Annotated in this window: 20 protein-coding genes and 1 other RNA gene; 11 read left to right on the top strand and 10 right to left on the bottom strand. The window is 58.1% G+C overall.

Features of this window, described 5'->3' with window-relative positions; genetic code table 11:
- Nucleotides 1-51: 51 nt before the first annotated feature.
- Complete coding sequence (locus BSF44_RS04405; RefSeq protein ID WP_095942433.1) at nt 52-699, bottom strand: HEPN domain-containing protein; 648 nt, start codon at nt 697-699, stop codon at nt 52-54.
- 219 nt (nt 700-918) lie between these two features.
- Here BSF44_RS04405 and BSF44_RS04400 point away from each other — a divergent pair, with 219 nt between their 5' ends.
- The 3 genes from BSF44_RS04400 (at nt 919) to BSF44_RS04390 (ending at nt 6430) form a co-directional block, all read left to right on the top strand.
- Nucleotides 919-2400 (top strand): hypothetical protein, encoded by a 1482-nt coding sequence (locus tag BSF44_RS04400; protein ID WP_095942432.1) that lies wholly within the window; start codon nt 919-921, stop codon nt 2398-2400.
- 63 nt (nt 2401-2463) lie between these two features.
- Nucleotides 2464-5853: a TM0106 family RecB-like putative nuclease gene (locus BSF44_RS04395; protein ID WP_095942431.1), complete on the top strand. Its 3390-nt coding sequence runs from the start codon at nt 2464-2466 to the stop codon at nt 5851-5853.
- The gene (locus BSF44_RS04390; RefSeq protein WP_095942430.1) at nt 5828-6430 is read left to right on the top strand and encodes an ankyrin repeat domain-containing protein; all 603 of its coding nucleotides are present in this window, start codon (nt 5828-5830) and stop codon (nt 6428-6430) included. Before BSF44_RS04395 ends, BSF44_RS04390 begins: the two co-directional genes overlap by 26 nt.
- Here BSF44_RS04390 and BSF44_RS04385 read toward each other — a convergent pair.
- Nucleotides 6417-7292 (bottom strand): WYL domain-containing protein, encoded by an 876-nt coding sequence (locus tag BSF44_RS04385; protein WP_095942429.1) that lies wholly within the window; start codon nt 7290-7292, stop codon nt 6417-6419. The genes BSF44_RS04390 and BSF44_RS04385 overlap by 14 nt on opposite strands.
- A 119-nt stretch (nt 7293-7411) precedes the next feature.
- On the opposite strand from BSF44_RS04385, the gene BSF44_RS04380 reads away from it, so the two are divergent.
- The 8 genes from BSF44_RS04380 to BSF44_RS04345 all read left to right on the top strand — a co-directional run bounded on the left by BSF44_RS04380 (nt 7412) and on the right by BSF44_RS04345 (nt 14293).
- Nucleotides 7412-7669 carry a hypothetical protein gene (locus BSF44_RS04380; protein WP_095942428.1) on the top strand — a complete coding sequence of 86 codons (258 nt, stop codon included), beginning with the start codon at nt 7412-7414 and terminating at the stop codon, nt 7667-7669.
- A 32-nt stretch (nt 7670-7701) separates the two neighbouring features.
- Nucleotides 7702-7902: a hypothetical protein gene (locus BSF44_RS04375; RefSeq protein ID WP_095942427.1), complete on the top strand. Its 201-nt coding sequence runs from the start codon at nt 7702-7704 to the stop codon at nt 7900-7902.
- 136 nt (nt 7903-8038) lie between these two features.
- A complete protein-coding gene (locus BSF44_RS04370) occupies nt 8039-8908 on the top strand; it encodes a GTPase (RefSeq protein ID WP_095942426.1) in 870 nt (289 codons plus the stop codon).
- Between the two features lie 16 nt (nt 8909-8924).
- Entirely contained in the window at nt 8925-9479 is a 555-nt protein-coding gene (locus tag BSF44_RS04365) for a hypothetical protein (RefSeq protein WP_095942425.1), read from the top strand.
- Complete coding sequence (locus tag BSF44_RS04360; protein ID WP_095942424.1) at nt 9476-11239, top strand: dynamin family protein; 1764 nt, start codon at nt 9476-9478, stop codon at nt 11237-11239. The genes BSF44_RS04365 and BSF44_RS04360 overlap by 4 nt, the downstream gene beginning before the upstream one ends.
- Nucleotides 11236-12879: a GTPase gene (locus BSF44_RS04355; RefSeq protein WP_256588963.1), complete on the top strand. Its 1644-nt coding sequence runs from the start codon at nt 11236-11238 to the stop codon at nt 12877-12879. Before BSF44_RS04360 ends, BSF44_RS04355 begins: the two co-directional genes overlap by 4 nt.
- Nucleotides 12872-13141: a YkgJ family cysteine cluster protein gene (locus BSF44_RS04350; protein WP_095942422.1), complete on the top strand. Its 270-nt coding sequence runs from the start codon at nt 12872-12874 to the stop codon at nt 13139-13141. Before BSF44_RS04355 ends, BSF44_RS04350 begins: the two co-directional genes overlap by 8 nt.
- Nucleotides 13142-13174: 33 nt before the next feature.
- Entirely contained in the window at nt 13175-14293 is a 1119-nt protein-coding gene (locus tag BSF44_RS04345; RefSeq protein ID WP_095942421.1) for a GTPase, read from the top strand.
- A 193-nt stretch (nt 14294-14486) separates the two neighbouring features.
- On the opposite strand, the gene BSF44_RS04340 is transcribed toward BSF44_RS04345, so the two are convergent.
- From BSF44_RS04340 to BSF44_RS04305, 8 genes are all read right to left on the bottom strand, one after another.
- Nucleotides 14487-15743 (bottom strand): integrase domain-containing protein, encoded by a 1257-nt coding sequence (locus tag BSF44_RS04340; protein WP_095942420.1) that lies wholly within the window; start codon nt 15741-15743, stop codon nt 14487-14489.
- A 184-nt stretch (nt 15744-15927) separates the two neighbouring features.
- Nucleotides 15928-16324: a transfer-messenger RNA gene (ssrA, locus tag BSF44_RS04335) on the bottom strand.
- A gap of 94 nt (nt 16325-16418) precedes the next feature.
- Nucleotides 16419-16697, bottom strand: coding sequence for a hypothetical protein (locus tag BSF44_RS04330; RefSeq protein WP_095942419.1), 279 nt, complete (start codon nt 16695-16697; stop codon nt 16419-16421).
- 330 nt (nt 16698-17027) lie between these two features.
- Nucleotides 17028-17300 carry a hypothetical protein gene (locus BSF44_RS04325; RefSeq protein ID WP_095942418.1) on the bottom strand — a complete coding sequence of 91 codons (273 nt, stop codon included), beginning with the start codon at nt 17298-17300 and terminating at the stop codon, nt 17028-17030.
- A gap of 200 nt (nt 17301-17500) precedes the next feature.
- Nucleotides 17501-20311 carry an FAD-binding and (Fe-S)-binding domain-containing protein gene (locus tag BSF44_RS04320; protein ID WP_095942417.1) on the bottom strand — a complete coding sequence of 937 codons (2811 nt, stop codon included), beginning with the start codon at nt 20309-20311 and terminating at the stop codon, nt 17501-17503.
- A complete protein-coding gene (locus BSF44_RS04315; RefSeq protein WP_095942416.1) occupies nt 20308-20979 on the bottom strand; it encodes a lactate utilization protein in 672 nt (223 codons plus the stop codon). Before BSF44_RS04315 ends, BSF44_RS04320 begins: the two co-directional genes overlap by 4 nt.
- Entirely contained in the window at nt 20979-22433 is a 1455-nt protein-coding gene (locus BSF44_RS04310) for a LutB/LldF family L-lactate oxidation iron-sulfur protein (RefSeq protein WP_095942415.1), read from the bottom strand. The genes BSF44_RS04315 and BSF44_RS04310 overlap by 1 nt, the downstream gene beginning before the upstream one ends.
- Nucleotides 22430-23254 (bottom strand): (Fe-S)-binding protein, encoded by an 825-nt coding sequence (locus BSF44_RS04305; RefSeq protein ID WP_095942414.1) that lies wholly within the window; start codon nt 23252-23254, stop codon nt 22430-22432. The genes BSF44_RS04310 and BSF44_RS04305 overlap by 4 nt, the downstream gene beginning before the upstream one ends.
- Nucleotides 23255-23385 lie beyond the last annotated feature (131 nt).

The raw sequence follows: 23385 nt of genomic DNA, 5'->3' as shown, positions 1-23385 counted from the left end.
AGCCAGCGGAATCACTTCGTTCGTGATCGCGTGATTGGAAAGTCCCACGACCTAAGAAACAACCGGATAACAAGCATCACCCCATAGCGTTTCCGGGTTATCCAGCATCAGCAAAATAATCACTGGCACCAACTTGCCGAGAAGGTTTGAGCAGTCGCGCAGCTGATCCCGGTTCACACTGCTGTTCCAGGTTGCGCCCCCATGCATGACCTGGTTTCGCAATGTATAAATTCGATTGAACAGAACGCCGAGCACTGCTGGGGTATTGCGGTTGGCCAACGCTTGCTGCGCTGCTCGCCGACCGCTGGCAAAGCGCTCGGTCCACTGTTGCTCGCTGATCTTGCCGTTCTGGTAATCCCAGAAGCTCTGGAACACGTAGGGGTTGTCCAGCAACGCGCGAATGCTGCCGGAGAACGCGGACCAGACCAGATTCTCGATCAGGTTGGCCGTGTCGAGCGCGCAGAGTTTGTCCAGGAACGCCGTGAACGTGGACTGCTCGGAAAGGCGGTACTGCTCGTCAATATCGGTGGCGTAGGCCGAGTTGAAGGCGATCCACAGGAAGATAAAACGCCCATCGACATCGTCAGCTTGCTCGGCACGATTGAGCCAACTCAGCGCCCGATGAACACGCAAGGTGAGGTTGGGATGATGACTTTCACGTTCCTGTCGATGACGGGTCTTGAGTGCTTGATGGTCCATGGGGTGCCGATCCTTGAGGTCATGGGCAGTACGTCAACAGATTGGGAGCGTCTGAAAACTTTACATATTTTTGATTAAACCCAGGCATGGGTAGAGAAGTTTCTATCGAGGGCCTGAGAACCTGCTCCATTTGTTTACCTGTACGGACAAACAACATGGACGGGGGCTGTGGTTTTGCTTAGGGTATGGCCATTCGATATTACCTGCAAGGTGGTCTGCATGAAGCGCGAACAGTTCCTGGCGCAACCTGAAGTTGAGTCCTTCATCGCATGGCTCGCAACGAACTTGCCGACGTTGACGTTCAAGCTGCGCTTCAAGGCGAGCAAATTTGTGCCGGGCGGTTTAACCGCTGATGTTCAGGGTTTCGAGCAGATTCTTGAGCAATACCGCTGGAAAGCAAGCTGGCAAGATACCCATCAAAATTCGGTGGATTCACAAACCTGGGCTGAAACTCAACGCTCTCTCGGACAACTTCGCGAGTGGCTGACGAGTGCGGTCAACCGGGGGGACGAACAACAAGCGCTTCAGGCGTGTTTGCAGATTCTTCGTTGGGGTGGTGTCCGGGGAGCCATTCCATTTTTGCACCGGCTGGCCGAAAAGGGCGAGCTGTCGAGCTATCTGCGGGAAATGGCCGGGCTCATGTCGCTCGACGGCGACAATGATCTGAATGATCTCGACGCGATCAGTGTCGAGCGTTTCGATGCTGGCCTGACCAAGATTCACGCCTTGCTCGATCCGTCGGGTTCACCCATCTATGACAGTCGCGTCGGCGCAGCGATAGGCATGTTGTATTCGCTGTTTCGCCAGCAATGGACGGGGAGCGGCAAACCTCTGCTGGCTTTCCCGTCTGGAGGCGCTCGTGGCAGCCAGATCCGCAACCCGGGAGCGTTCTTGAACGGACTGGCGGCGCCGCAATTTTCGGCGATCGATTATGCCGCATGGGCACGTTGGCAGGTGCGGTTGGGGTGGATTATCCGAGCCCTGCTCGAGCGTACCGGCTGGTTTGCCGAACAAGGGGCTCTGCCCGCGCGATGCCACGCCTTCGAGGCCAGCCTGTTTATGCTCGGCTATGACCTGCGGTGCTTTGGTGTAACTCTGGCGACTGATCCGAAAGAAGCAGTGCCAGAGATCGACGCGCAGAAAAGTGAACGTGACGCCACCGGCTGGGTGCCTACCGGGCACCCCTTCAGTCAGGTCCTCAAGGATTATCTGGCCTTCCGCCGCAGCGGTTCGCTCGACGATAAAGCGTCCTTCGTTGCCTGGCTGTTGACGAACCCGCGTAACGAGAACCCGCTCACGCGTGCTACGGCGCAGGGCTACTGTTTCGCGTTCTCGATTGAGGAGTTCGACCTGTTCGGCCGGCCGCTCGCAGAGCTTGAGCGAATCGTCGCGGGTGGCAAGGATGGACTGTGTGCGGCACTGGCAAGCGAGACATTAGAGCAGTTCACCGTGGGTGATGAGCGGGTAAGTGTCTGTTTGGTGGATGTATTGATCACGGGCAATGCGTATCGGCGGGCGACGACCGACAAGGAGCGAACCGATTACATCTTGAGCGCCGGATATGCCGGTACAGAGAACTCTGCAAGGACGCTGATGGCGTTGGGGCGTAACGTGGGCAAGCACTTCGGCCTGCTCGATGCACAACATTTGCCGACGACCTTATTCGAGCAGTTTTTCCGCGGATGCTCGCTCGACGCCTGACTCCCACACGACATTGAATTAGCGTGAAGCGTTCCTGGGTGCTTCACCGGACTGGAAACGACCATGCAAACCCGAAACGGAATTCAGTTGTACTCCGCCTCAGACATCTGCGGTTTTCTTGAGTGCCAGCACCTCACGGCGCTGGATCTTCAGAACCTTGTCATCCCTATGGAGAAAGCGGCGGCAAGCGAACAGAACCGTTTGATCCAGGACAAAGGTCTGGCCCATGAAGCGGCCTTTTTCGAACGGCTCAAAAACCAATACGCCAACGTTGTCGACATTGCCGAGGGCAATCCGAGTTTCGCGCGCCGGGTGGAACTGACCATCCAGGCCATGAAGGCCGGCGCCGATATCATCTTCCAGGCGTCGCTTCAGGAAGGCGCCTTTATTGGTCATGCCGACTTCCTGCGCAAAGTGCCGCGGGTGTCGGCGCTGGGCGACCACAGCTATGAGGTGATCGACACCAAGCTGGCGAAAACGGCCAAGGCCAAGTTCCTTGTACAGGTTGCGCTTTATTCACGAATGCTGATCTCGATCCAGGGCGTACAGCCACAGTTCATGTACGTCGTACTCGGTGATGCTGCGTGTACCGAGCAGGCATTTCGGGTCGCCGACTACGCCGATTATCTGGAGCATGTGCTACAGCGTTTCGAAGCGTTCGTGAACGGTGCCGAGCGACCCGTTACCTACCCGGAGCCATGCGGGCATTGTGGGTTCTGCGCCTGGCGTGATCGCTGCGACGAACAACGACTGCAGGACGATCACCTCTCGGCGGTAGCTGGTATCAGTCGTTCGCAAATCCAGAAGTTACAGAGTGCCGGCGTGACCACATTGCACCAGCTGGCGGACAGTACTGACGACCTGCGCATTCCAAAACTGCAGACAGAGTCATTGAGCAAGTTGCGGCATCAGGCGCGTTTGCAGTTCCAGGGGCGTTCCAGTGATGTCCCGCTATTCGAGCTGCTTCCCGTGTCGGGTGAGCGACGTGGTTTTTATCGGATGCCCAAGGCGGTCGAGGGCGACCTGTTCTTCGATATGGAGGGCAATCCGCTGGAAGAGGGCGGCCTGGAATACCTCTTCGGTCTTTACATCGACGAGGGTGGGCAGCGAATCTTCAAACCCTTCTGGGCGCATACCCGAGAAGAAGAAAAGGTCGCCTTCGAGCAGTTCATCGACTGGGTCACCAGCCATCTTAAGCGTTACCCCGACGCGCATATTTACCACTACGCCAGTTACGAAGAGACAGCTATCAAGCGCCTGATGAGCCAGCACGGGACGCGTGAAGCACAAGTGGACTGGTTGCTGCGCAACGGCAAACTGATCGATCTGTACAAGGTTGTGCGCGAAGCGATCCGGGTGTCCGAGCCCAGCTACTCGATCAAGAATATCGAGCACTTTTACATGGATCAGCGCGACGGCGACGTCACCAATGCCGGCGCGAGCATCGTGTTTTATGAGCGGTGGAAAGAGACCGGCGAATCGGCGTTGCTTGAGCAGATCGAGCGTTACAACGAAGACGATGTGCTATCGACCTATCTTCTGCGTGACTGGCTGTTGGAAATAAAACCGTCGAATGCAGGCGCTTTTCTCAGGCCTGAAGCCGAAAGCGAGAAATCCATGGCGGAGCAGAAGGAGATCGAGATTCGTCTGGAAGATTATCGCGATCGTTTGCTGGGTGATCTGAGCACCGACGACGAGGCCATGAGTGACGAGGATCAGGTCACGTTGCTCACCTTCCAGCTACTCGACTTCCACCGCCGTGCAGAGAAACCGACGTGGTGGCAACTGTTCAGCCGCCAGGACATGACAACTGAGGAGCTGCTGGAGGACATCGAGAGCCTGGCCGGTTTGCAGCGCACGAAAACACTGCCGGAACCGATCAAACAGTCATTTTTGTATGAGTACAGTTTCGAACCCCAGGAAACCAAAATGCGTGCCGGTTCTCAGGGCGTCATCACCGAGTCCCTGGCCAGCGTACAGCTGGTTCATCTGGACCATGACAACGGTCTGGCGACATTCAAGGCTACCCAGAGAAATGCGCCGCCTGATTACTTCGACATGATTCCCGGCAGGCCGATCCCCTCTACGCCTCTGCGCAAGGCGATGTTCCGTTATGCCGACAGCCTCTTGGCTGGCGAACAGCACTTCCAGGCGGTTGCGGACTTCCTGTATCGACGCGCCCCACGGGTGAAAGATGTCGAGCCCGGTGCACCCCTGCTTGATCCAGGCCTGCCGACGGTTGAAGCCATCAAGCAGGTGGTTCGTAACCTCGAACACAGCGTGCTCTTTATTCAGGGACCGCCAGGTGCAGGCAAAACCTACACTGGCTCGCACGTCATCGTTGACTTGCTCAAGGCGGGCAAGCGCATCGGCGTAACATCCAATTCGCACCACGCCATCAACAACCTGCTGGCGGCGGTTGAATCTCGTGCGCAAGAAGAGGGGTTCACTTTCACGGGGTTGAAAAAGTCCTCGGACGGAGAAGGTACGGAGTTCACCGGCCGCTGCATTCGTTCCATCGAGGACAAAAAGGAATTCCTCGATGCCTGGGGGCCGAACATTGACTTGACGGCCGGCACCGCCTGGCTATTTGCCGATCCCGCCTTCACCGAGCAACTGGACTATCTCTTCATCGACGAGGCTGGCCAGGTGAGTGTGGCGAATCTGGTCACGATGGGCATGGCTGCGCGTAACATCGTCCTGATGGGCGATCAGATGCAATTGTCGCAACCGGTGCAAGGCGTGCATCCGGGTCGCTCCGGCGATTCCATCCTCGACTATCTGCTGGATGGTACGCCTACCATCGCGCCTGATCGTGGGGTGTTCCTGGCGCAAACCTGGCGGATGCACCCCCACGTTTGCTCATTCATTTCGCAAGCCGTTTACGAAGGGCAACTTTCTTCGGCGCCAGGTACCGAGCAACGGGTGTTGTTACTGGATGGCCAGCGACCGGAGGTGCCGACCAGCGGGCTGATGTTTTGCCCTGTGGCGCACGATGGCAACAGCCAGAGTTCGGACGAAGAAGCGGCGCAAGTCAAAGCGCTTTACGCTTACTTCTTGCGGCAGCGTTATGTGGATAACAAGGGCGCAGAGCACGCGATCTGCATCGAAAACATCCTCGTAGTAGCACCCTATAACCTGCAAGTGCAGTTGTTGAAACAGGTGCTGCCAGCGGGCGCTCGTGTCGGCACTGTGGATAAGTTTCAGGGACAAGAAGCGGAGATTGTCATCGTATCGATGGCGACCTCGAATGAAGACTACTTGCCCAGAGACATTGGTTTCCTGTACTCGAAAAACCGCTTGAACGTGGCCGTCAGTCGCGCCAAATCCCTGGCTTGCATTGTCGCCTGCCCGGACCTGACCGCCGTGCGATGCATGACGCCCCACGAAATGAGCCTGGTCAACGGCCTGTGCATGGCGGTCAGATATGGCACGGTCGATCGCCATGCTTGATCGCCTCGAAGACAGGGCTGAGCTTGGCCTCAGCGACTGGCACCTCTGTGTACTGCTCGATGATGTACAGCCTCTCAATCCGCAGGGGTTGAATCAGCGCGACCTGGCAGGCGACACGCCACTGGACATGGCCTACCGGCTGAACCGTAGCGGCCTGATCGACACGCTGGAGCTACTCGGCGCCCGGGGCAACCCGCAGATTCGAAGCTGGGCCGGCCGGGGCAGCTTTATGCCCCACGACAAGTACATCCACCTGCCTGCGCGATACGGCAATGTCAAAACCCTGCAAGCCCGTTACCGGCTGGGCGCCAGCCTCAATGACCGTGACAGGCTGGGGAACACGCCGCTGCATTGGCTGCTGGTCAACGGCCACTTGAAGGCCGCCCGGTACTTCATCGACCGCTACGTGACGTTCGGCCTTGATCTGGGCGCGAAGAACCACCAGGGCAATACCGTGCGCAATATCGCCCTGCTCAACGGCCATCACGCGCTGGCGCAACAGCTACTCACGGCTGAAATCGAAAACTGCATCCGTGCGTTGCGTCTCTGGCGGGAAATGGGCCTCAATCATGCATGAGCCATGGCCTCAGTTCCTTGATGTTGCTGACCACGATCTGCTGAGCCTCAGGGTTGGTGGCCTGGTTTCGTGGGTCGACCTGATAGCGGCGCAATACATACTTAACCAGCGCCTTGCGGCTGGCGACTACCAGTTGTCCATCCGTCATACCGAAATCGGTTTCTATGATTGCCTGCTGCGCTGCATTCAAGCGGCCATCGGGTGCAAAGATGATGGGTACTTCGGTATTCCAGTCCACGTCCAGCTCACGTGTGTTCTGCGACTCGTCGAGCAAATCCGGATCGCCCCGCAGGCGGCTCAACACAAAATCGCGGTACTCGCGGTTTTTCTCGCAATATGCGCGCACATGCCAGCGCATCCCGGTGTACACCAGGGTGTGAGGGGCAATCAGGCGGATTTCCACGTTCGGGGTGTTGAGCGAAACGTACTCGGTCTCCAGGCGCAAACCGTCGCGACAAGCCGTGAGCAAGGGCCGCAGGATTTCTGGCCGAATCGGCCGGTCGGGTACTTCGAGCACCTTGGTATGGGCGTAAGCCAGGGCCAGCCCATCGATATGCGGTGCCCGTTCATTGTTCTGGTAAAGCAGGTGTAGGTAGGCACTTGCGCTGTCATCGATGAAAAGCGGTTTGAACTGCTTGCTCGGTACATAGCCCTTGCGTTGCTTGTCATATGTCAAGTTTCGGGGCGCATGTTCATTGATGTAGGTGTTGATGTCTTTAGAGGCTTGCTGGCGGCTGATGCCGAAGCTCTGGATCAAGTGACCCGTGGTCAGTCGGCCTTCCCACCAGGCGACGGTCTCGATCAAACGATAGCGAAGTGCCAGGTCCCAGCGCACTTGTTCGATGGATTGCTTGCGTTTCATATCCGCTCCATGTGGTTGAATACTTTACCTGTATAAGTCTACATTCTAGACCTGTCGTTAATCACTACATATCGTGTCTCTGTCTTCGGAATACATCGAAGACATGAAAGGATGTGAGCATGAGTATGCCGGATGTGGTTTCGACGGGCGCATTGGTGGTGATGGGTGTGATCCTGCTGGTGCTGGTACAGCAGTGTTTGAAGTTGAGCGAGCTTTGGAAAATGGTCGCGCATTATCAGAAGGATTTGCACTGGGCGCAGATCTGGGAAGCGGAAAACCGCGAACTGCGTTCGGCGTTGCGGGCCGAGCGAGAGCACGTCGCGCAGTTGCAGCGAAAGCTGGAAATCCTGCAGGCGCTGATCCCGGTCGAAGAATAATCCGCGGCATTGCTCTATAGGAGAACCGATTCATGCCGATAAAACCCAGGCCCTTCACGTTTGTGTGTGAAGACTGCAACTGGAAGAAAACTATTGCACCGCGCAGCGATGCATTGATGCCCGGCGACTGGTTCGTCACCTGCCCGAAGTGCGGCAGCACCGCCCTGAAAATGCGTGCGGCGGGCTGGCTTGAGGCAGCCGTAGCGGAGCTTATGGCACGACGGGGGCTTTAAGCCGCGCGACGGTAGGCATGAACAACGCGGCTGCGGTCGATCATGGCAATGTGGCATTATTTGTAGATATCTTGATATACCGCAGTCGCACAACGCGCTGTCGTTGGACGATGGCGCCCCAAGGAGTTTCAGGTTTATGGATCAAGCAGTGCTGTACATCGATGCGCTAGAGGCCGAGTGCAAACGTCTCCAGCAGCAACACACAGAGACCGCGCCACTCAAGCCGCGCATCGCTGCCTGGGGGGTGGTCAAGGCTGGCAAAAGCTCGTTGCTCAACATGCTGAGCGGGCATGTACACAAGGAATATTTCGCCACCGGCGCGGTGCGTACCACCCGCGAAAACCAGCAACTTGAGCTTGAGCACTACGTGCTGGTCGATACACCGGGCCTGGGCATCGACCAGAGCGACAGCCGGCAGGCCATGGAAGGGCTCGATATCGCCGATATCGTGCTGTTTGTTCACGCGCCTCCGGGGGAGCTGGACGAGGAACAAGTCAACCTGCTGCTCAAACTGCGTGACATCCATGGCGATGCGCTCGAACAGCGGCTGGTGTTGGTGTTCAGTCTTCTGGACTTGGATCAGAACGGCGCGATGGCGCAGGTGCGTGAGCGCATTGAAGGCCAGGTGCTGCGTTGCCTGGGGTTCCAGCCGACGTGCTTTGAAGTCTCCAGCCGTCGTTATCAGCGCGGTGTTGAGTTGGGCCGCGAAGGGATGCAGGCCAAAAGCGGCATTCCTGGCCTGGCCCTGCACCTTGACCAAATGTCGAGCGAGATGGCCCCGTCACTCGCGGCGGCTCGCCAGCAGCGCCTGGTGGAACGCCGTGAGGAATTGAGCGCAGCGCTCGACCAGGCCATCGATCAAGAGCAAGTACAGATCCAGAAACTCTGCGCGCCCTACACCCGCACAGCCACCGCCTTTATCGAACTGATGAGCAGCGTTCAAAGCAGTTTTTCGGCCAAGACCGCCGAGATCCGCACCGCCCGCGAAAAGTTGAACAGCCTTTAAGTCAAGGAGACTTGCAATGCCTCTACCCTGGTTGATTGGTGCCGCTGCGGTGGCCGCCGTGACAGCGATCGTCAAGGCGGTGTCTGATGACAGCCCGTCTTCGAGCTCATCCAGCTCTTCAAGCTCTGGTGATGCCGAGCGCCGCAAGCAGGAACGTGCCGCCAAGCAAGAGCGAGAGCAGCAAGGCTTGAAGGATCGGATCTCGAACCTGGAAAAAGATCGCCGCGAGCAGTTGAAAACGCAGCTCAACAGCGCCGCCCAAACCCTGGGTCAGCCCGTGAAGACAATGGCTCCGGCAAAGACGGCAACTCAGCTGGAGCAGGCCGTCGCCAGTACGCAATCTTCGGGCTCAGCTTATGGCGATGCGATGAAGATCATTCTGCGCGCTGACTCGGCGTTTTCTGCGGTGAAATCCAAGCGCTTCCTTTTGCAGCTCAATGTTCTTGAAGTCCTGACTGCGCCGCTGGCTGCCCAACAGGCGCAGCAGCAGGCCCAGGTTCAACTCCAGCAATCGGTGGCGCGAATCAAGCGTCTGCAGCAATTGAAAAGCACCGTGGAGCAGCTTGTATGAATGCCGTAACCCGCGACGAATTGATGGGTGCTTTTGAAAGGCTCCAGACCCAGTTTGAGCAACAGAAAAGCGATATCCACGCCAAGGATCGTACGTTCAATTTGCTGCGCCAGGAGTTTATCTCCAGCAACCTCGAACACACCCAGGCGCTGCTTGGCGCTGTCAGCAGCGACAACCCGTTGCACAAGCTGGCGCAAGGTCTGTCGCAGCGTCTGGCGGACCAATTCGAGGTGTGGCAAAAACAAGTCAAAGCCCGCGTCAAAGGTGCGGAGTTCCGCGAAAACGTTAACGATTCGCTGCTGGTATTCGTCTACGGCAAGGTCAAGTCCGGCAAAAGCTCACTGGGCAACTACGTTGCCTGGGGCCATAGCGAGCCTACGGCGCAGTTGAAGGCGCAGGCGAAGGTTCAACCGATGTACTTCTCTGCCGAGCAGACGGCGGTGGAAGGCGGTGACAAGCACAAGGAGGCCGAACAGAATTTGCAGTTTCGCGTCGGCGCCACCGAAGCGACCAGCTCGATCCAGGGCTTTCGCTTGCCCGGCCTGACCTGGGTCGATTCGCCCGGCCTGCATTCGGTCAACCGGGCCAATGGTGACCTGGCGCGGGAGTACGTCGAACACGCTGATCTGATCCTCTACACCATGAGTTCCCAAGCCCCGGGCAGGGCTTCCGATATGGGCGAAATCGGTGAGTTGCTGGCCGACGAGAAGTCATTGATGGTGTTGCTGACCGGCAGCGATACCACCGAGGAAGATGAGGATGACGACGGCAACGCGGTGTGTGAGATCGTCATGAAGCCGGCGAAGGATCGGCAGGCACAAGTCGATTATGTGAACAACGAGTTGCAGAGGCTGGACAGCAATGCGCTGAAATACACGCGTGTTGTGCCGCTGTCGACACGCTTCGCGCAAACCCGCCCGGAAGCTCTGGCTACCAGTGGTGTGGGGCAATTGTTTCAGACGCTCAAGGCCATCTGCGACAGTAATGCGCTGCAGCTCAAGCTGGCCACGCCGATGAAAAACTTGAGCAACGCGATCCAGGACACGGCGGCGGACCTGGCCCTTGTGGCGGACCTGGCCAACGGCTTCGAGCAGCAGATCCGCGAGCAGGGCAAGGTCATCGAGCAGGAAGTGCGAAACCTGGGTCTGGCGGGCGCCGCGCAGATGAGTCGCTACGTCAATCAACTGTTCGACGCTGGCTACGACGACAAGCTTGAAGGTAAGTTGCGTGACCAGCTGACGCGTGTTCTGGGTGACCGGGCTGATGACGCGATGAAGCACATCGACAAGACACAACAAGCCGGGTTGCGCCGCGCCTTCGACGCAAGCCGCTTAAGTGCCTTGCCTGAATACCGCGAAGTGACTGTTGCCAAGGAATACCGAACCGGCACCGAATCGGGGACCAAGACGGCCTGGGGCGCGGGCGGGACACTGTTGGGCGCCGCGTTGGGGTTTGCCGTGGGAGGCATACCCGGAGCGCTCCTCGGTGCGTCCATTGGCAGTGCTTCCAGTCTTGCCGGTCGAAGTGCCAAGGCCCGCTATGAAACGCACCAGGTGGTGGTCGGCGACAACCTGGAGGAGCAGCGCCAAGCCGCCCTCGACGCCTATGCCAACGCCGTGCCGGCCCTGCTGGCCGAACATGTCATGGGCCTGTATGAACCGGTGCGCGCCAGCATGCAGCGTTATTGTGAGGTGCTCGTCAACGAGATTAGCCGCTTGAACGACAGACTCGATTCCCTCGTGGAGACTCCACAGCCATGACTCAACAACCCCCAATGTCCCACGTCCTGTCGCTCTACGATGACGTGGAGGAGCTGTGTGCCGTGTACAACCCCTCGGCTACACCGGCCATCCGCAAGATGGTGGCGGCTCGGAAGGCCAGCGCTGCGGCGACCATCATGGTTTACGGCGTATACAACGCGGGCAAAAGCACGCTGATCAATGCGTTGCTCGGCGCCGAGCAGGCGCAGGTTGCCGATACGCCGGAAACCTACAAGATCCAGGGCTACCGCTGGGGCGACTTCGAGATCCTCGATACGCCGGGTATCGACGCACCGCAAGCCCACGAGCAGGTGACGCGCGAGCAGTTGTATGGCGCCGATGTGGTGATCTTTGTGGTCAACCCGTTGGGCGTTGTCGAAGAAGAAGCCACGCTTTCGGCGCTGTTGGAGTTGGTCGCACGCAACAAGCAGATCTTCCTGGTGCTCAACCGCAAGAACCCGCTGGAGCCGCTGGAAGCCGAGCGAATCAAGGACCAACTGCGCGAACGCCTCCAGCAAATGGCCCAGGCGCGCGGGTTGCCGCCAGTGTTGCAGGCTATTCCGATCCTAGAGGTCAACGCCCGGTCGGCGCTCAAGGCCAAGCTTGAGCACAAAGGCAATCTGCTGCAGAACTCGGGCTTTCCGAAGTTCGAAAGTGAGCTCAACCACTTCTTTGCCTCGATAGAGCAGCGTCAGATTGTTGCCAGCGTGGCCACCGATTTGAGCGGTTTCCTGGGTGAGACGCTGGCGCTGTTGGACCAACAGCGCGACCAGGCCTCCAGCGCTCGCATCGATGCGTTTTACGCGCAAATTGCACGGCGTGAGATTGATCTGCGCTCGCTGCTTAAAGCGTCGGTACAAGCCAAGGCGGCCGGGGTGTCCAAGGGCGCGATGATGGCGATGCACCAGGACGCCGAGGGCGCCCAAGCCAAGATCGACGGGCTGATCCGGCGCGCCAACGAACAAGTGTGTGGCGAGCTGGATGACGAGCTCAAACGCCTGGCGCTGGATGCGGCGCAACTGCTCGAAGAGATGCTCGAGCAAGTCCGTGTGCAGCACGCAGACATGCCGTCCACGGGCGCGTTGAATATCCCCGGCGCTTCAGCTGGCGAACTCGCAGGGGCTACAGATTCGGCCGTCGATATGAGCTTGCTGGAAGCGGGTGTGCGCCAGGCGGGGGGAGCGCTGAAGACCGAGCACGTGGTGACGGTGATGAAGTTGGGCAAGGAGTGGCTGCCCACCCTGTTCAAGGGGATTGGTCCGATCACCATGGGTAAAGTGGCTGAGCAGGTTGTAGGCAAGGTGCTGCCTGCCATCGGCGTCGTCTACCAGGTCGGTAAATTGATTTACACAGCTTTTGCCGGCGACCCGGAGCAGCAACGCCTCGAAGAACAGGCTCGCCAGGAGCAGCAGGAGCGTGAGCGGCGCGACCAGGCGATCAAGAGCCTGGGTGACGATATTGCCTGGGAGTTCTCGCGGGCATTGATCGAGGTGGTGGAAGCCAATATCAAAAGCAACTTTGCGCTGGTCAACGACAAGCTCAAGGCCTTGCGCGGCAGCCTCAGCCAGACCGAGCGCAAGCTAAGCGAAGATCGCGAACTGCTGGTGCAATGCCAGGTCACCCTGGATACCTATGTCTGAACACCGCCAGGCATTCCCCTGCAACCGCTGCATGCAGTGCTGCAAGCGTGTCCACCTGTTGCCACAAACAGCCGGGATGGACCGGGGTGACGGGGTGTGCAGGAATTTGGACGAAGCCGATGGAGGCTGCCGTATCTACGCAATTCGGCCGGATATCTGCCGCGTGGATCGGCAATACGAGCTGAATTATCAACGGACGATGACTTGGGATGCGTTCGTGGAAATAAACGCAGCGGCCTGCAAGCAGCTGCAAACGGTGTGATGTGTTGATCATTTGAATTTTAAGGAGGCAGTAATGTTGGACGTAGCTGATCGGCAACAGGACGCTATTGATGAGGTCATTCGTGACGCCGTGCGGGGTTCCGGCAAGGTCAATATCGTCGTCGCAGGCAAGACGGGCGTGGGTAAAAGCACCCTGATCAACACGGTGTTCCGTGGGCAGTTGGCGAAGACAGGCTCCGGCACCCCGGTGACGCAGCAGATCGAAGAGATCACCAAGGAAGGTCATCCAATCACGATCATCGACAGCAAAGGTCTGGAGTTGAAGGACTACGCGACCATTCTCAAGGATCTGGAGAGCTTCCTTGAGTTACGTGCGGGGCATCACGATGAAAACAAGCACATCCATGCGGCATGGATTTGCATTCAGGAAGGCGGTGATCGGATTGAGCAGGCGGAAATCGATCTCTGCCGTGTGTTGATCGATCAATCCATTCCAGTGGTGGCGGTTGTCACCAAAAGCATGTTCGCCAAGGACGTTGACTTTCACCTCAAGGTCAAAAAGCTGTTGCCCGGCGCTTCAGCCGTAGTACGGGTGCGCGCAGAGGCGCAACAGATCGAAGACGACGAAGGCAACGTTTTCAAGTTCGGAGTCAAAGGTATCGACGAGCTGATCTATGAATCTGCGAGGCTGATCCCCGAAGCAAAAAAGCGTGCATTCGCGAATGCATTGAGCTCGCGGCATCAATCTTCAATGAAAATCAAAGTCGAGCAGGCTGAGAAGGAAGTATTGATCGCCAGCGGCCTGGCAGCGGCGGCTGGGGCTACGCCGATTCCATTTTCAGACTCTTTTGTATTGATACCGATTCAAGTCGGGATGCTGGCTAAGATTGGTGTGACGTTTGGAATGGAAGTCAGTACCAGTGCGTTGACGACCCTGGTGGCATCGGCGCTGGGTTCGAGTGCAGCAAGCTTATTGGGCCGGGCGGTCGTGACCGGTTTGCTCAAAATGATTCCAGGTGTGGGCAGTGCGGTAGGCGGCACTATCGCCGCGACAACGGCTGCGACGCTGACGAAAGGTTTGGGAGCGGCCTACATTTCGGTGTTGACGGATTTCTGCAATAACAACCCGGGCAAGGAGCTTAATATCAGTTTGATCGGTGATGAGTTGAAGAGAAAACTCTCACTCAAGTAGTTTGCGACTTCTATGTCGACCTGTCAGGGATCTGATAGGTCGACAAGCGGTTCCGGAGTTTCAAAACTAATACTTTCTCTACGAAAATGCTTTTCGGATGGACACGGTGTTTTATGAAATGTCGGAGGGCCCAGGTTCAACGGTGTTATCTCTGATCGAGTAGCACTGGTTTTCTCCGACGCTGAGCTGTGGGTCAGCGTATTGACACGACTTTTCTGTCTCTACTTTCTTTGATAGCTGCCACCGACAGGCTGCCAGTTGCCGCTTCTTGGATGTGCTCACTCCACCAGGCCATCATCGGGCGTCTACGCTCAATGTAGTCGGCTCGGTTGTAGGCGCTGCGTACCTCATCTTTATCGACGTGCGCTAGCGCAACCTCTATTAACTCAGGATCCCAACCGTGTTCATTGAGGATGGTACTCGCCATTGAGCGCATGCCGTGACTGACCAGGCGCCCCTCGAAACCCATACGTTTCAGCGCCATGTTGGCGGTCTGGCTGTTGCAATGGGTGCGAGGGTCTCGGTCTGCAGGGAAAACGTACTCCCGACGTCCACTGTAGGGCTTGATCGCTTCCAAGAGCGCCAAAGCTTGTTCAGTGAGCGGAATGATGTGTATCCGACGTTTCTTCATGCGCTCCGCCGGTATCGTCCAGATCTTCTTTTCGAAGTCGATATCATCCCAACGGGATGTGGCAGCCTCGGCTGGCCGAGTCATGGTGTGAAGTTGCCACTCAATTAGGCAGCGCGTAGTTCTTTTTATGCTGGCATTGGCAATTGCCACCATGAGCTCTTTCAGCTCATCGGGTGCAAGGGCCGCCATATTTTTCTTTTTGGGCTTTTTAAAGACGGCTCGAATGCCACTGAGCGGATTCGCGTGAATCAATCCCGAATTGACACCATACGTCATGATCTCATTGAGGCGTTGGGTTAGACGTTTAACGGTTTCGAGACTGCCCTTCGTCTCGAGGGGGCGCAGCAAATTTATGACTTTAGGGGCCGTGATAGCAGAGATTGGGGTGGTGGCCAGATCAGGGAAGACATGCAGCGTGAGGGAGCGCCAAATATCCTCGGCGTATGCAGGGGTAACTGAATCCTTTTTGAGCTCGAACCACGCTTTCGAGATATTTTCGAAAGTGTGTTCCGTGGCTGCTTTTTTCGCGTGCCTCTCGGCGTCGCGTTTCTCTTTAGGGTCCAGCCCCTGGGCGACGAGCTCTCTCGCTTCCACGGTTCTCTTGCGTGCTTGAGCCAGGCTTACCTCAGGAAAGGTGCCCAATCCCATATTTATCCGCTTTTTCGTCACGGGTTGGATGTAATTGAAATTCCATAGCTTTGAGCCATTGATTCTCACTCGCATTTGAAGGCCGTTGCCGTCGGTGAGTATGTAGTCCTTTTCCTTTGGCTTCGCGGCTTTGACTTTTACGTCTGAAAGGCGCGTGGCTTGGGCCCCCATGGTGTATTCCAGTGCTGTTTATGTATTCCAAAAAATAGCAGCTGAGGGCTTGGAATACCACTTGGAATACACGAAATCGTAGATGGTCACGGATGCTGGTGGACGCTCGTGGACTCTAAACCCTTGTATTTACTGGATTTAAGGCACAAAAAAAGACGTCCGTGGACGTCTTTAGATGATTGTTTGGTGGAGCCGGGGGGATTTGAACCCCCGTCCGCCAGTACTCCGCTGTCGGTACTACATGCGTAGCCGTGTCTATTAAGTTAACCCTCAGCGACCCGACGGGCAGGGTGCTTTGGGCGAGTTGTGTAAGTTTTAGCCGCTTCGTCCACAACGTACTGCACGGCGATTCTGTTCTATATGACAATCACTTTGGGTTTACAGACATCCCCTGGTGATTGCTGGACCCGAAGGTACCAGAAGCTCAGGGCTAAGGCTGCTTACGCAGCGAGAGCGAATTCCTGGCCGTAGTTTTCGTCATTGGCAACTATAAGTAGTTGCAACAGTGGATTTACGAGTTCTGTTACCAACTCGGCATGCACCTAAAGTTTCGCAACCGGCGTCGAATCCTAAACGGCCCCGAGCCTGATGCTCTGTGAATCAAGTGAGCAGCAGGCCTGTACAGTGTACGTCATCACGCCCCGGAAGGCCAACCCGAAGGTTGACCACTACAGATCATGGGTTTGGCTGGTTGCTCTGACTGCCCGCGAGTGCCAATGCCTGGGTGGCCTCGATGACGCATTTATTGTCGTCTCCGGAGGCTTGTGAGGCTTCGGCGCTGGACATCAGCCTTTTGATCTCCATTGAGGTGTTTGTGGCGGTCGCCGGCAGCGCATTCACTTTGCCTTTGAGCTCTTGCAACTTGCTCGTACAAAGGTTGTTGTCCGCGGCAAATACAGGAGAGGCCAGCATGGCAGCAGCAATGAACAGGCCAGCGAGTGTGGTGCGTTTCATGGGTATCTCCTTGAGCTGATGGTCTCGGTGCTGCCGTATGAGCGGACGGTCAAGCCGAGCCCGAAGAATCAGCCACGATCTGACGGGGCCTACCTCAAAGACTACGATTCAACGCAAGAATTCGGTTTTTCAGACAATGTGCCGAGCTTTTGCAGCGACGGGGGTTACACATTTCCAGACCCCGGATGCAACAAAACCCGCAACTGGCGGGTTTTGGTTTGCTTCGTATCGGGCGCAGCCGGGCTTTGAACTCCCGGCTGCCAGTACTCCGTTGTTGATGTACGCCAGCGCGGCCCGGAAGGCCAACCCGAAGGCTGGCCATGAACCGGGTTACTTCCCGCCTTTTTTCGCGTCAGTGACGGCCTTGATGATGTCGTTGGTCTCGGCGACGCAATCATCAGTGCCTTCCTTGGTGCCTTTTGCCTGGTCGGCTTTGGCTTGCTCGACGGAGGCTTTTACCTGCTCAGTCATTTCCGGAGGAATCTGTGCCTTGCCGTTTTCGATGGTTTTCAGGTTGACCGCGCAAAGGTCTTCTGCAGCAAACGAAGTGGAAGCCATGATGGATGCAGCAACGAACAAACCTAACAGCACAGAACGATTCATGTGTTTCTCCTTGAACTGAAGGACCAGCATTGCTGGCTATCAAATCGGTCTACCGAGTTTTGGGAAGGTCCCGCATTGGCGGGACTTGATCAGTGGACTGCGGCGGCACATCAGGGTTCTTTTTTCTGCTGTAGAACTGTTGATTCCGGCAAGAAGCATCAAGGAGGGCGCATTGATGCGCATGCCTTGATGTCCAGATTTCAGGGCTCCCTAGCCTGGGTAACGCGGTCCACCAGATAGACTAGTCCGTGGTAGTCAATGCCGCCATGTTGCGTCAGACCGATCTCACAGGTGCGGCTGGTGGAAATCCCTTCGCTGCACTGTTGCACCGCGTCCTTGAGCGTGCGCAGCGAATGGGCGTTCAGCTCCGGGGTGGTGAAACCCTTGTCGCCGGCGAAGCCGCAGCAGTGAATGCCTTCGGGAATGATCACGTTTTTGCTGCACTTGCGCGCCAGGTCGATCAACGCCTGGCTTTCCCCGAGGTGCTGGGTGCTGCAGGTGACGTGAACGGCGATCGGCGCCTCCTGAGGCGTGAAATCCAGGCGATCCATCAGGTGCGTGCGGATGAAACGCACCGGGTCGTACAGGTCCAGACGGACTTCACCGAGGTCTTGAACCAGGCGCAAGGTGCAGGGGCTGGTGTCGCAGTAGATCGGATCGAGCCCGCCACGGCTGGCGTGAAGCAAGGCGCCGATCAGTTCCTGACGTTTGTGCTCGGCTTGTTCGGCGTAGCCTTTGGAGGCGAATGGCTGACCGCAGCACAGGTTGTCGAGGTTGTCCGGGAACACCACTTGATATCCGGCCTTTTCCAGCAGGCCGCGGGTCTTGTCGTGCAGCGACATTTGCTCCGTGTCGCCTGCTGCCGGCCCCATGGCGCGGGATACACAGGCCGCCACATAGACCACGCGCGGGCGCGCGTCCGTCACTGTCGGGCTGAAGCGAATGGCTTTTTCCGGTTGCGGCATCGCGTTGGTCCATTGCGGGACCTGACCCTTGGACAGGCGCGTCAGCGTCGCCGACAACTTCGCCAATCTCGGCGCTCCCAGCAACATCCGCGCGCCATTGGCCACGTGCAGCGTGAAACGCGCCCCTTGCAGTGCCGTGGCGAAGTTTCCTTCAAGCCAGTTGGCGGTTTTCGTATGCGTCGCTTTCCGGCTGCGGAGCTTTTTCACCAGCTCGCCGGTATTGATGCCTACAGGGCAACGTTGTGCGCACAGGCCTGTCGCGGCGCAGGTATCGATGCCTTGATAGTCGTAGGCGGCTTCGAGTTCGGACGTATCGATGCCCGCGCGTTTTTTCGCCTGAATGTCGCGCCAGATCACAATGCGTTGGCGCGGGCTCAGGGTCAGGCCTTTCGACGGGCAAACCGGTTCGCAGAAGCCGCACTCGATGCACTTGTCCACAATCTCGTCAGCGGCGGGCAGGGGCTTGAGGTGCTTGAGGTGGATCTGTGGGTCTTCGCTGAGCACCACGTCCGGGTTGAGAATGCCGTTGGGGTCGAGCAGTCTTTTGAGTTGCCACATCAACTGGTAGGCATCGCTGCCCCATTCCAGTTCAACGAAGGGCGCCATGTTGCGCCCGGTGCCGTGTTCGGCTTTCAGCGAACCGCCGAACTCCACCGCCACCAGTTGCGCCACGTCGTCCATGAACGCCTGATAGCGTGCGACTTCTTCCGGGCTGTTGAAGCCTTGGGTGAAGACAAAGTGCAGATTGCCTTCCAGGGCGTGTCCGAAAAGGATTGCTTCGTCGTAGTGATGTTTGTCGAACAGTTCGATCAGGCGGTTGACGCCGATGGCCAGCTGTTCGACCGGGAAGGTGACGTCTTCGATGATCACCGTGGTGCCGGTCTTGCGCACAGCGCCGACGGCGGGGAAGGTGTCTTTGCGGATGGCCCAGAGGCGGGCGTTTTCCTGCGGGTCTTCTGTGAAGTCGACCTGCTTTTCCACCGGGAACGCCTTCAGCGACGCCATGATCTGCGCCAGTTGCTCGTGCAGCAAGGTGGACGACGCGGCGCGGGATTCGATCAACAGCGCACAGGCATTGTTCGACAGATGCTGTACGAAAGCGGGCATGCCGGGTTTGTTTTGTACCGAGCGCAGGCTGCGGCGGTCCAGCAATTCCACGGCCGACACCGGTTGGCTTTTCAACACAGTCACTGCGTTGCAACAGGTTTCCACGTCCGGGAACACAATCAGGGCCGAAGCCTTGTTCGGGTGGTCGATCACGGTGTCGTAGGTCACGGCACTGATGAACCCGAGCGTGCCCTCGGAGCCCACCAGCAAGTGGCTCAAGATATCCACAGGCTCGTCGAAATCCACCAGGGCATTGAGCGACAGGCCGGTGGTATTTTTCAGACGGTATTTGTGGCGAATTTTCGCAGCCAGTTCGGCGTTTGCCCGGGTCTCGCGTCCCAGGGTTGCCAAGCGCTCCAGCAATGCGGCATGGCTTTGGCGAAATGCCGTGACGCTGGCGGCATCCTCGGTATCGAGACGACTGCCGTCGGCCAGCACCAGGCGAATGCCGGCCAGGGTGTGATAGGTATTTTGCGCCGTGCCGCAGCACATGCCGCTGGCATTGTTGGCGACGATGCCGCCGATCTTGCAGGCGTTGATCGAGGCCGGGTCCGGACCGATCTTGCGTCCGAACGGTGCCAGCCAGGCATTGGCCTGAGCGCCGATCACACCCGGTTGCAATCGAATTTGTGTGCCCTGGTCGCGAATCTCGCGACCGTTCCAGTTATCCCCCAGCACGATCAGCACCGAGTCGCTGATGGCCTGGCCGGACAGGCTGGTACCGGCGGCGCGGAAAGTCACCGGCACTTGATCCCGTTGCGCCAGTCGCAGCAGCGCCACTACTTCGTCTTCGGACTCGACGCGGATCACCAGTTGCGGAATCAAACGATAGAAACTGGCGTCGGTGCCGAAGGCCAGGGTCGACAGCGGGTCATCGAAACGTCGTTCTGGTGGAATCAGTTGCTGTGCATCACGCAGGAAAGCGGCCGGTAGACTCATTGGTCCTCCAGGATCAGTACCACCAGGTCTTTCGGGCCGTGGGCGCCGTACGCCAGCACTTGTTCGATGTCGGCGGTCTTCGACGGGCCGGACACCAGCAGCGCGTTGGTCGGCATGCCCTGGGCCCACTCGAATTCCTGCTGCACCTGATAGAAGTTGTCGCGGATTTCGCTGGCCTTGAGCAGGGCGAAATGCACCGGTGGCACCAGGCTCATCAGGCGTGGCTCTTCCCTTGTCGGCCAGAGAATCAGGCTGCCCGTGGCAGCGATGGCGCCGAGGGTGGTGGTCAGGCTCGCCGGGGTGTCGTTGAACAACTCGGCTTTCCATTCTTCAACCGGGCGGTCGTAGGCCTTGAGCGTTGGCAGGTCGGGATTGTTCGCCCAGTGTTGCGTGATCCGTTGACCGTGGGGCGTTGTCGGTGCGATCAGCAGGCTCGGCAACTGGCGGTCCCGCAGCAATTGCGCGAGTAGCGTCGGCCACTGCTCACCGGACGTCAGATGAATTTCCGTATGCACCGCTTCCATCAATTTGCGCAGTTGCGCAATGCGTTGCTCAGGCGCGTAGGTGTAAGGCTGGGTCACCAGATCGACATCAAAGTTGTCAGCCACTGGCGTGGTGCCTGTCAGGCTTTTACGCAGTTTGGCGAGGATATTTTGCTTGGCGCTCATCAGCGGTCTCCCTGTTTGGCCAAATGTTCGCGGGCCATGTCATGCAGCGAGCGGGCAGCGGGTTTCGGTGCGCTGTGGTTTTGCGTCCATGGGCCGACGTTGCTCGGCGTGAGGGCGCGCAACCGGGTGGCGAAGAAACCGAACAGGCGATACAGCGTCGGCGAACTGTTGAGCTTCGCCCAAGCGTTCCAGATGAACCGCTCTTTGCGTGAGTACTTGCTGCCCTGACCGCGCATCACTTGATGAGGGCTGTCCGGGGCCTTGACGTTTTCTTCCCGCAGGCGTCGCAGCAAAGCAGGGATCGGGATTTTCACCGGGCACACTTCACCGCAGGCACCGCACAGCGACGAGGCGCTCGGATGATCCGGCACTTTCGCCAGGCCAACCATGTGTGGGGTGATGATTTTTCCGATAGGGCCGGGGTAAACCTCCCCATAGGCATGGCCGCCGATTCGGGTGTAGACCGGGCAATGATTCATACAGGCGCCGCAGCGAATGCAGTTCAGGGTCTGGCGCAGTTCGCTGTCGGCAAAGGCCTGGCTGCGGCCGTTGTCGAGCAGTACCAGATGCACTTCCTGCGGGCCGTCGAGTTCATGCTCCTTGCGCGGGCCGGAGATCATGTTGACGTAGGTGGTGATCGGGATGCCCAGGGCCGAGCGGGTCAGCAGCGACAGCAGCGGTACTACGTCGCGCAGGTTTTCCACGACTTTTTCGATGCCGGTGACGGCGATGTGCACGGGTGGCACCGTGGTGGTCATGCGACCGTTGCCTTCGTTTTCCACCAGCAGCAAGGTGCCGGTTTCGGCCACGGCGAAGTTGACGCCGGAGACACCGATGTCCGCTTCGAAGAATTTCTGCCGCAGGACTCTGCGGCCGATCTGAATGAGTTGGTCAACGTCCTTGGTGTATTCCACGCCAAGTTTGTCGTGGAACAAGGACGCGACCTGACCGGCATTCTTGTGGATTGCCGGCATGATTATGTGTGAAGGCTTCTCGTGGTCGAGCTGGACGATGTACTCGCCCATGTCCGATTCCAGGCATTCAATGCCCCGATCAGCGAGGAAGTGGTTCATCTCCATCTCTTCGCTGACCATCGATTTGCCCTTGATCACTTGCCGCCCCTCGTGAGCGCGGATGATCGAGAGGACGATACCATTGGCCTCGTCCACCGTTTCCGCCCAGTGCACTGTCACACCGTTGCGGGTCAGGTTCTGTTCCAGTTGTTCGAGCAGGTCGGGCAACTTGGAGAGCGCGCGGGCACGGATTGCATTGCCCAGTGCGCGCAAGTGTTCTCTTTCATGGGCATCGCTGAACGCCGCTGCCCGTTTGGTCATCAATGAATCCATCGCCTTGCGAAAGTTGCCTCGCAATTGCGCGTCACCCAGCGCCTTGTGGGCGCGGGTTCGGAAATCTTCTTCTACGGCGACCGTAGGAATAATCGTCGAGGTGCTCATTTCGCACCTCCGGTTCGCTGCCAGAGGAAACTGGCCAGATGCTGACCGCGCAACGCTTCCTGCTGCTTTTCCAGCGAGCCGTTGATGTTCATCAAGCAGCCGCAGTCGGCACTCAATACCTTGTGCGCGCCGGACTCCTTCAGCGCCCGGGTCTTGTCAGCCACCATCGCGCCGGAAATGTCTGGCATACGGACGCTGAATGTCCCGCCAAAGCCACAGCACTCACTTTCGTGATCGTGATTGACCCGCTCCACATTGCTCAACTGCGCCAACAACTCGCGGCCGTGCAGGTGGGTGTTCATCTCACGGCGTGCCGAACACGAGGTGTGCAGCGCCACTTTCACCGGCTCGCCGCTGTCCTTGAGCTGCACCTTGCAGACAAACAACAGGAACTCGGCCAGCTCAAAGGTTCTGGCCGCCAGGGCCTGGACCTGTTCCAACGTGTCTGGCTCGTCCTTGAACAAGTCAGCGTAATGTTCGCGCAACATGCCAGCGCAAGAACCTGACGGCACCACCACCGGATAGTCGTCGGCAAACAGCGCCAGTTGCGAGCGCGCCACGGTCCGTGCCTGTTCGGTGTAACCGGAGGTGTAGGCCGGTTGGCCGCAGCAGCTTTGCCCTTGCGGGTATTCGACACGAATGCCTTCGCGTTCCAGCAGGTGGATCGCATCCATCCCGGCTTGCGGGTAGAACAAATCGACCACGCAGGTCCCGAACAGGTAGACCCGTGACGGTTTCTCGCTGGGGTATTGCCGAGGCTCGGGCAGTGGCGGGGCGACACGGGTCGCATTCGGCACGGCGTTGTAAAAAAGCTCGCTCATCAGGCGGTCTCCGGGTGGTCCCGGTTATTCGTCTGTCGAGGCTGCTGAATATAGAGACGGAAGCTTTCAGCAGCCTTACAGACCGGGGTGTGAATAGCGGACGCCGGGGGCGTGGCCCGGCGTCGGTTTTT

Origin of the sequence: Pseudomonas sp. ACN8 (assembly GCF_002303925.1) — a bacterium.
Lineage (GTDB): Bacteria > Pseudomonadota > Gammaproteobacteria > Pseudomonadales > Pseudomonadaceae > Aquipseudomonas.
The sequence above is the reverse complement of the archived record's forward strand: the minus strand, read 5'-3'. Positions and strand labels throughout refer to the sequence as shown.

Excerpts from the sequence above, each read along its gene's own strand:
- BSF44_RS04405 (WP_095942433.1), bottom strand. The coding sequence starts at position 699 with ATGGACCATCAAGCACTCAAGACCCGTCATCGACAGGAACGTGAAAGT.
- BSF44_RS04400 (WP_095942432.1), top strand. The coding sequence starts at position 919 with ATGAAGCGCGAACAGTTCCTGGCGCAACCTGAAGTTGAGTCCTTCATC.
- BSF44_RS04395 (WP_095942431.1), top strand. The coding sequence starts at position 2,464 with ATGCAAACCCGAAACGGAATTCAGTTGTACTCCGCCTCAGACATCTGC.
- BSF44_RS04390 (WP_095942430.1), top strand. The coding sequence starts at position 5,828 with ATGGCACGGTCGATCGCCATGCTTGATCGCCTCGAAGACAGGGCTGAG.
- BSF44_RS04385 (WP_095942429.1), bottom strand. The coding sequence starts at position 7,292 with ATGAAACGCAAGCAATCCATCGAACAAGTGCGCTGGGACCTGGCACTT.
- BSF44_RS04380 (WP_095942428.1), top strand. The coding sequence starts at position 7,412 with ATGAGTATGCCGGATGTGGTTTCGACGGGCGCATTGGTGGTGATGGGT.
- BSF44_RS04375 (WP_095942427.1), top strand. The coding sequence starts at position 7,702 with ATGCCGATAAAACCCAGGCCCTTCACGTTTGTGTGTGAAGACTGCAAC.
- BSF44_RS04370 (WP_095942426.1), top strand. The coding sequence starts at position 8,039 with ATGGATCAAGCAGTGCTGTACATCGATGCGCTAGAGGCCGAGTGCAAA.
- BSF44_RS04365 (WP_095942425.1), top strand. The coding sequence starts at position 8,925 with ATGCCTCTACCCTGGTTGATTGGTGCCGCTGCGGTGGCCGCCGTGACA.
- BSF44_RS04360 (WP_095942424.1), top strand. The coding sequence starts at position 9,476 with ATGAATGCCGTAACCCGCGACGAATTGATGGGTGCTTTTGAAAGGCTC.
- BSF44_RS04355 (WP_256588963.1), top strand. The coding sequence starts at position 11,236 with ATGACTCAACAACCCCCAATGTCCCACGTCCTGTCGCTCTACGATGAC.
- BSF44_RS04350 (WP_095942422.1), top strand. The coding sequence starts at position 12,872 with ATGTCTGAACACCGCCAGGCATTCCCCTGCAACCGCTGCATGCAGTGC.
- BSF44_RS04345 (WP_095942421.1), top strand. The coding sequence starts at position 13,175 with ATGTTGGACGTAGCTGATCGGCAACAGGACGCTATTGATGAGGTCATT.
- BSF44_RS04340 (WP_095942420.1), bottom strand. The coding sequence starts at position 15,743 with ATGGGGGCCCAAGCCACGCGCCTTTCAGACGTAAAAGTCAAAGCCGCG.
- BSF44_RS04330 (WP_095942419.1), bottom strand. The coding sequence starts at position 16,697 with ATGAAACGCACCACACTCGCTGGCCTGTTCATTGCTGCTGCCATGCTG.
- BSF44_RS04325 (WP_095942418.1), bottom strand. The coding sequence starts at position 17,300 with ATGAATCGTTCTGTGCTGTTAGGTTTGTTCGTTGCTGCATCCATCATG.
- BSF44_RS04320 (WP_095942417.1), bottom strand. The coding sequence starts at position 20,311 with ATGAGTCTACCGGCCGCTTTCCTGCGTGATGCACAGCAACTGATTCCA.
- BSF44_RS04315 (WP_095942416.1), bottom strand. The coding sequence starts at position 20,979 with ATGAGCGCCAAGCAAAATATCCTCGCCAAACTGCGTAAAAGCCTGACA.
- BSF44_RS04310 (WP_095942415.1), bottom strand. The coding sequence starts at position 22,433 with ATGAGCACCTCGACGATTATTCCTACGGTCGCCGTAGAAGAAGATTTC.
- BSF44_RS04305 (WP_095942414.1), bottom strand. The coding sequence starts at position 23,254 with ATGAGCGAGCTTTTTTACAACGCCGTGCCGAATGCGACCCGTGTCGCC.